Consider the following 6,956-nt stretch of genomic DNA (forward strand, 5'->3'; position numbering starts at 1 on the left):
CCCGCGCGCGTGCCCGGCGGCGGGGCGCGCCGCGCGTCGTCGGCACCGACCTGCTCGCGGCGCTCGCCGCGGACCCGGGGTCCCGGGCGGCCGAGGTCCTGGAACGTGCCGGCATCCCCGCCCGTGAACTGTCCGCGCGGATCGAGGCGGGAACGGACGCGTACGCCGACGACGGCGGGGCGGCCCGCTGACCCGCAGCCCCTTCCGTCGGCCGTCCACCGGCTGAGACAGGTGCCATCGGGGGTGACGCTCCTGTCGTCGCCTGTCATCATGTGCCGGTGCATACGTCTGTGAGCAGTCAGGACAGCCCCGGCAAGGGAGCCGGGCTCGGTCTCGCACTCGGCTCGGCGCTGGCCTTCGGCGGCTCGGGAGTGGCCGCCAAGCCGCTGATCGAGGCGGGACTCGACCCGCTCCACGTGGTGTGGCTGCGGGTGGCCGGCGCCGCCCTGGTGATGCTGCCGGTCGCGATCCGGCACCGGGCCCTGCCGCGCCGCCGGCCCGCGCTGCTCGCCGGGTTCGGGCTGCTCGCCGTCGCCGGTGTCCAGGCCTGTTACTTCGCCGCGCTCTCCCGCATCCCGGTCGGCGTGGCCCTGCTCGTCGAGTACCTGGCTCCCGCCCTGGTGCTCGGCTGGGTGCGGTTCGTGCAGCGGCGGCCCGTCAGCCGCGCCGCCGCGCTCGGCGTGGTCCTCGCCGCCGGCGGCCTCGCCTGCGTGGTGGAGGTCTGGTCCGGGCTGAGCTTCGACGCGCTCGGCCTGGTGTTCGCGCTCGGTGCCGCCTGCTGCCAGGTGGGCTACTTCGTGCTGTCGGACCAGGGCAGCGACGCCGGTGACGCGGCGCCGGACCCGCTCGGCGTCATCGCCTACGGGCTGCTGGTCGGCGCCGGGGTGCTGACCGCGGTGGCCCGCCCCTGGAGCATGGACTGGTCGGTGCTGGCCGGCTCCGCCCGCCTGAACGGCACCGCCGTACCGGCCGTCGCCCTGCTGGCCTGGATCGTGCTGGTCGCCACGGTGATCGCGTACGTCACCGGCGTGCTGTCCGTGCGCCGGCTGTCACCGCAGGTCGCCGGGGTCGTCGCCTGCCTGGAGGCGGTGATCGCGACCGTGCTGGCCTGGGTGCTGCTCGGCGAGCACCTGTCCGCCCCGCAGGTGGCCGGGGGCGCGGTCGTCCTGGTCGGCGCGTTCATCGCCCAGTCGGCCACCCCGGCCGCGGGCTCCTCGGAGCCGGTCGCCTCGGGTGGCGCGGAAAGGGAGTTGTCGGCGCGGGGTACGGCCGCCTAGAGTCCGGATCATGGCGCACCACGCACTCGTCCTGCCGCCCCCGGCCGCCTGAGGCGGGCCTCCGGGTCTCGCCCGGCGCATGCGTGCCCGGGCCGGACGGTGCTGCCCGCAGACGAAGTCCGCGCGTCCCGCCGGAGCGGGACGCTCCCGAACTTCCGCACGACCACGTGCGCTTCTGCGGAGAGATTCCCTTGTCGACCTTGTCGCACCCCGCTTCAGGCCTGCCCGTCGGGCGTGGCCTGCTCTACCTGATCGTCACCGGTGCCGCCTGGGGCACCGCGGGCGCCGCCGCCTCGCTGGTCTACCGGACCAGCGACATGGGCGCCTTCGCCCTCTCCTTCTGGCGCTGCGCGCTGGGGCTCGGTCTTCTGTCGGCCGGCCGGCTGCTGCGGCCGGGCGTCCGCCGTCCGGCCCCGGTGCGGCCCGTGGGCCGGACGCTCACGAGGGCGCTGGCCACCGGGCTCGCCCTGGCCGTGTTCCAGACGGCCTACTTCGCGGCCGTGGCGTCGACCGGGCTGGCCGTGGCCACCGTCGTGACTCTCGGCGCGGGCCCTGTGCTGATCGCGCTCGGCGCCCGGCTGCTGCTCGGGGAACGGCTCGGCGCCGGCGGTCTGGCGGCGGTCGCCGGCGCGCTCGCCGGGCTGGCCGTGCTCACCTTCGGCGGCTCGGCCGCGACCGTACGGCCGGCCGGTGTGCTGCTGGCCCTGGCCTCGGCGGCGGGCTACGGCGCGATGACCCTGCTCACCCGCTGGTGGGGGAGGGGCGGCGGCGCGGACGCAGCCGGCACCACCGTGGGCGCCTTCGCCGTGACCACGCTGTGCCTGCTGCCCTTCGCGGCAGCGGAAGGGCTGCTTCCGCACACCGCCCACCCGGCCCGGCTGCTGGGGCTGCTGCTCTACATCGCCGCCGTCCCCACAGCCCTCGCGTACGCGTTCTACTTCGCCGGAGCCGCCGTCGTCCGGTCCGCCACCGTTTCCGTGATCATGCTGCTGGAGCCGGTGACCGCGGCCGTGCTCGCCGTCGTCCTGCTCGGCGAACGGCTCACGGTGACCACGGCGGCCGGCACCCTGCTGATGCTCGGCGCGGTCGCGGGCCTCGCGGTGAGCGAGGCCCGCGCGGCCGGCCGGCGCGAGCCCGCCCCGGTGTGACCCCCCGCGCTCACCGCTTCGCCAGGTAGTCCGGCAGCTCGATGCCGGGCGCCAGGTCGGCGTTGCGGACCGGGGTGTCGTAGCCCTTGCGCAGCGGGACGACCCCGGCCCAGTGGGGCAGGTCCATGTCCTCGGGCTCGTCGTTGGCGTCGCCGGTGCGGACCTTGGCCGAGACCTCCTCCAGGTCCAGCCGGATGACCGCGGTGGCGGCCAGCTCCTTCTTGTTCGCGGGCCGGGAGTCGGCGGCCCGGCCCGGGACGACGTGGTCGACCAGCGCGTCCAGGGCCAGCCGCCGCTCCTCGGGATCGGTGACCTCGTGCGCGACGCCGTGCACCACGACCGAGCGGTAGTTGATCGAGTGGTGGAAGGCGGAGCGGGCCAGCACCAGCCCGTCGACGTGGGTGACCGTCAGGCACACCGGCAGGCCGGGGTCGGCCTGGCCGGTCATCCGCAGCGGCCGGGAGCCGGTCGAGCCGTGCACGTACAGCCGCTCGCCGACCCGGCCGTACAGCGTCGGCAGCACCACCGGGGCGCCGTCCCGGACGAAGCCGAGGTGGCAGACGTACCCCTCGTCCAGAATCGCGTGCACCAGCTCCTTGTCGTACGACGCGCGCTCCGCGGAGCGCGTGGGCACGGTCCGGTCGGTCGGTGAGTAGGCGGCGGCCCGCGTCTCCTCGGTCGTGCCCTGCATGCCGGTCCCTCCAGAGGCGGTGAGTTTTGCACTAGTGCATAATGTCGTTTGTGCTAGGAGAATATCGGATCACCGGACGCGGTGCAGCCGAGATCGCGGCCGGCGTCGAGCAGGCGGTCGGCACCGGCGAGCTGCGACCGGGTCAAACCCTGCCCCCTATGCGGGAGTTGGCGGCCCAGCTGGGGGTCAACCCGAACACGGTCGCCGCCGCCTACCGCATCCTGCGCGAACGCGGGGTGATCGAGACGGCCGGCCGCCGGGGCAGCCGCATCCGCCCCAAGCCGGCCACCACCGGCCGCGAGCAGCTGCGCGTGGAGGTGCCTGCCGGAGGCCGGGACCTCTCCACGGGCAATCCCGACCCGGCCCTGCTGCCCCGCCTGGCCCCGGCCCTCGCCGCGGCGGCGGAGCGGGGCGAGCACCGGCCCGTGCTCTACGGCGACGATCCCGTGGACGCGGACCTCGCCCGCCTCGCCCGCGCCGAACTCGACGCCGACGGCATCCCCGTGGGCCCGCTGACCGTGACCTCCGGTTCCCTCGACGCCATCGAACGCGTCCTCGCCGCGCACCTCAGGCCCGGCGACACGGTCGCCGTCGAGGACCCCGGCTGGGGCAGCCTCCTCGACCTGATCCCCGCCCTGGGCCTGCACACGGCCCCGGTCGGCGTGGACGACGACGGACCGCGCGCCGACGACCTGCGCCGCGCCCTGGAGTCCGGGGCCCGCGCCCTGATCGTCACCGACCGGGCCCAGAACCCGACCGGCGCGTCGGTCACCGCCACGCGCGCGCGTGCCCTGCGCGCGGTGCTGCGGGACCACCCGGGGACCCTGCTCGTCGAGGACGACCACGGCCACGGCATCGTCGACCTGCCGCTGCACCCCCTCGCGGGCGCCACCCGGCACTGGGCCTTCGTCCGCTCCGCCGCCAAGGCCTACGGCCCCGACCTGCGCCTCGCCGTCCTCGCCGGGGACCCCGTCACCGTCGACCGGGTCCGTGGCCGTCAGCGCCTGGGCCCCGGCTGGGTGAGCCTCCTCCTGCAACGGGCCGTGGCCCACCTCTGGGCCCAGGGCGCGGTCGACCGCGCGGCGGTGGCGGCGTCGTACCGCACCCGCAGGACCGGCCTGGTCGACGCGCTCGCGGAGCGGGGGGTCGTCGCACACGGCCGCAGCGGCATGAACGTCTGGGTGCCGGTACCCGACGAGACGGGCGCGATCGCCCGCCTGCTCCAGAGGGGCTGGGCGGTGGCCCCGGGAGCCCGCTTCCGCCTGGCCTCGCCGCCGGCGGTCCGCATCACGGTCTCACCGCTCACCGAGGAGGACATCGCTCCGCTGGCCGACGCGGTGGCGGCGGCGGTACGCCCGTCTCCGGCCCGCGTCTACGGCTGACGGCGACGCGGGAAGGGGTGCGGGCGAACCGGGTGGCGGGCCACGGCGGACCCGCACCCCCGCACCGCACCCCTCACGCGGCCTTGCCCCGCACCTGCGTGAGCGCCGCCCCCGCCAGCACGATCACCGCACCCACCGGCGTGGTCCACCGCAGGGACTCCCCGAGGATCGCCACCCCCGCGGCCGTGGCGATGACGGGGATGAAGTACGTGACCATCTGGGCGGTCGTGGGCCCGACCTCGGCGACCAGCCCGTACTGGATCAGCACCGCCAGCCCGGTCCCCAACGCCCCCAGCGCGGCCACGGCCAGCAGCGGAACGACGGAGAGATGGTCGGGCACGCTGGTGAACAGCGGGGTGACCACGGCCAGCTGCACGGTCGCCAGCAGCAACTGGCCCCCGGTCATCGACAGATGGGAGTTGCCCGTGCCGGCCAGCGTCCGCCGCACATAGATCCAGCCGACCGGATAGCTCAGCGACGCCAGCAGCGCCATCGCCGTACCCGTGGCGTCCAGACCGTGGAAGCCCTGCCAGGCGCCGAGCACGGTGAGGACGCCCAGGAAGCCGAGGCCGAGCCCGGCGACGCGCACCCGGGTGGGCCGGTCCTCGGACAGGGCGACCAGTGACAGGGCCATGCCCCACAGGGGAGACGTGGCGTTGCAGATGCCGGCCAGGGTGGACGGGATGGTCAGCTCGGAGTAGGCGAACAAGGAGAACGGCAGGGCGTTCAGCAGGAACGCGGCGACCGCCATGTGCCCCCACAGCCGGGCCCCGCGCGGCAGCCGCTCCCGCTTCACCGCCATCGCCGCCACCAGGACCGCCGTACCGAACACCAGCCGTCCGAGGGTGACCTGGAAGGGCGCGTACCCTTCGGTCCCCACCTTGATCAACAGGAAGCTGAAGCCCCAGATCAGGGACAGGATGCCGAAGCGGACCCGCCAGCCGAGGCGGGCGCGGGGCCGGGCGGGGGACGGGGACCCGGTTCGGGCCGATGCGGTGACCGTGCTCATGGTCTCCACGATGCGGGAGGCGATCTCGTAGCACAATCGAGATTTCTCACCTGGTACCTCGTAGAATCGCTTACATGTTGAACCTGGAGCGCCTGCGCACCCTCGACGCCCTGGCCCGGCACGGCTCGGTCAGCGCCGCCGCAGACGCGCTGCACGTCACCACCTCCGCGGTCTCGCAGCAGCTCGGCAAGCTGGAGCGGGAGGTCGGCCAGCAGCTCCTCGCCAAGAACGGCCGGGGCGTGCGGCTCACGGACGCCGGCCGCCTGCTGTCGGAGCACGCGGCCCGCATCCTGTCGCAGGTCGAGCTGGCCCAGTCCGACCTGGAGGCACACCGCGGCCAGGTCGTCGGCGAACTCAGGCTGTCCGCGTTCCCGACCGCCGCCCGCGGACTGTTCCCCACCGCGCTCGGCGCGCTGCGCACCGAGCACCCGGGACTGCGGGTGCGCTCCAGCGAGCTGGAGCCGGAAGTGGGCATCGCCGGGGTGGTGCGCGGCGATCTCGATCTCGCGGTGGTGCTGGACTGGTACAACAAGCCGATGCCCGTGCCCGACGGCCTGGTCAAGGCCCCCCTGCTGGACGATCCGGCGGAGGTGGCCATGCCCGCGACGCACCGGCTCGCGGGCCGGGACGACGTGGACCTCACCGAGTTCGCCGAGGACGAGTGGATCACCTGGGGCGAGGGCGAGTTCTGCCACGAGTGGCTGATGTTCACCCTGCGGTCCAAGGGCGTCGAGCCGATCGTCGGCCACCGCGCGGGCGAGACCCACACCCAACTCGGCCTCGTCGCGGCCGGGTTGGGCGTGTGCATCGCGCCACTGCTGGGCCGGCATCCGGTGCCCGAGGGCGTCGTCCTGGTGCCGCTCAAGCAGCGCGTGCGCCGCCATGTCTACGTGGTCTGGCGGGCGGACGCCGACCGCCGGCCCTCCATCCGCGCGGCCGTCGAGGCGCTGCGGACGGCCGCACAGCAGCTGGGCTGAGAGCCCAGGAGAGCTGTCCGGACAGCACATCTAGATCCACAGGTCCTGACCATTACTCCAGTCGACGGCGTGCACGAGCCCCCGGCCGGGGCCGCGGCCGCCGCTCTGCGCCACATGTGGTGTTCGCAGCGCGGCCCCCTCAGCGGAAGGACACTCACGCTCTGGGTGTGAGCATCGACCGGGCGGTGGTCCTTAACCAGCCCGGACCACCGCCGGGATAGCCGGCGCTCAACTCGCCAACTGAAGCGCACAGTCACAGCCGCACTAGGACTTGTCCGGTCGGTCATGTGACTGTCACCCGCCGTGCTCGTTGGTCCGGGCATGGGGCGGGGAGCCGGAGGCGCCTGCTGAGATGGCGGTGGCAGGACGCCGGGGTGCGCCTCTCGGATGGCCGGCAGGAGGTGATCATGCGGCGGGTCCGGCAGGTGAACGCGGAAGTCGGCGGAGGGGCGTACCCGGGGGGCACCCCGGG

The 6,956-nt window shown here is 74.7% G+C and carries 7 protein-coding genes; 5 read left to right on the forward strand and 2 right to left on the reverse strand.

The window, feature by feature from the left end; all coding sequences use genetic code 11:
• From ABZV94_RS39180 to ABZV94_RS39190, 3 genes are all read left to right on the forward strand, one after another.
• The coding region (locus tag ABZV94_RS39180; protein ID WP_356349461.1) for a Clp protease N-terminal domain-containing protein at window positions 1-191 on the forward strand (191 nt) is incomplete at its 5' end.
• An 81-nt stretch (window positions 192-272) separates the two neighbouring features.
• Window positions 273-1,277 carry an EamA family transporter gene (locus ABZV94_RS39185; protein WP_356349463.1) on the forward strand — a complete coding sequence of 335 codons (1,005 nt, stop codon included), beginning with the start codon at window positions 273-275 and terminating at the stop codon, window positions 1,275-1,277.
• A 200-nt stretch (window positions 1,278-1,477) separates the two neighbouring features.
• Window positions 1,478-2,425 carry an EamA family transporter gene (locus ABZV94_RS39190; protein WP_356349471.1) on the forward strand — a complete coding sequence of 316 codons (948 nt, stop codon included), beginning with the start codon at window positions 1,478-1,480 and terminating at the stop codon, window positions 2,423-2,425.
• A 10-nt stretch (window positions 2,426-2,435) separates the two neighbouring features.
• Here the strand turns inward: ABZV94_RS39190 and ABZV94_RS39195 are convergent, their stop codons facing one another.
• Entirely contained in the window at window positions 2,436-3,116 is a 681-nt protein-coding gene (locus ABZV94_RS39195; protein ID WP_356349465.1) for a pyridoxamine 5'-phosphate oxidase family protein, read from the reverse strand.
• Between the two features lie 50 nt (window positions 3,117-3,166).
• Here ABZV94_RS39195 and ABZV94_RS39200 point away from each other — a divergent pair, with 50 nt between their 5' ends.
• Window positions 3,167-4,498 (forward strand): aminotransferase class I/II-fold pyridoxal phosphate-dependent enzyme, encoded by a 1,332-nt coding sequence (locus tag ABZV94_RS39200; RefSeq protein WP_356349466.1) that lies wholly within the window; start codon window positions 3,167-3,169, stop codon window positions 4,496-4,498.
• A 73-nt stretch (window positions 4,499-4,571) separates the two neighbouring features.
• Here the strand turns inward: ABZV94_RS39200 and ABZV94_RS39205 are convergent, their stop codons facing one another.
• On the reverse strand, window positions 4,572-5,507 hold the full coding sequence (locus ABZV94_RS39205) for a DMT family transporter (RefSeq protein ID WP_356349468.1): 936 nt from the start codon (window positions 5,505-5,507) through the stop codon (window positions 4,572-4,574).
• Window positions 5,508-5,581: 74 nt separating this feature from the next.
• On the opposite strand from ABZV94_RS39205, the gene ABZV94_RS39210 reads away from it, so the two are divergent.
• Window positions 5,582-6,484, forward strand: a complete 903-nt coding sequence (locus ABZV94_RS39210; RefSeq protein WP_356349470.1) for a LysR family transcriptional regulator — start codon at window positions 5,582-5,584, stop codon at window positions 6,482-6,484.
• Window positions 6,485-6,956 lie beyond the last annotated feature (472 nt).

This window comes from Streptomyces sp. NPDC004658, from assembly GCF_040609555.1.
GTDB lineage: Bacteria > Actinomycetota > Actinomycetes > Streptomycetales > Streptomycetaceae > Streptomyces.

Bases quoted from the DNA above. Each gene is read 5' to 3' on its own strand.
- ABZV94_RS39205 (WP_356349468.1), bottom strand. From the start codon at position 5,507: ATGAGCACGGTCACCGCATCGGCCCGAACCGGGTCCCCGTCCCCCGCC.
- ABZV94_RS39210 (WP_356349470.1), top strand. From the start codon at position 5,582: ATGTTGAACCTGGAGCGCCTGCGCACCCTCGACGCCCTGGCCCGGCAC.
- ABZV94_RS39195 (WP_356349465.1), bottom strand. From the start codon at position 3,116: ATGCAGGGCACGACCGAGGAGACGCGGGCCGCCGCCTACTCACCGACC.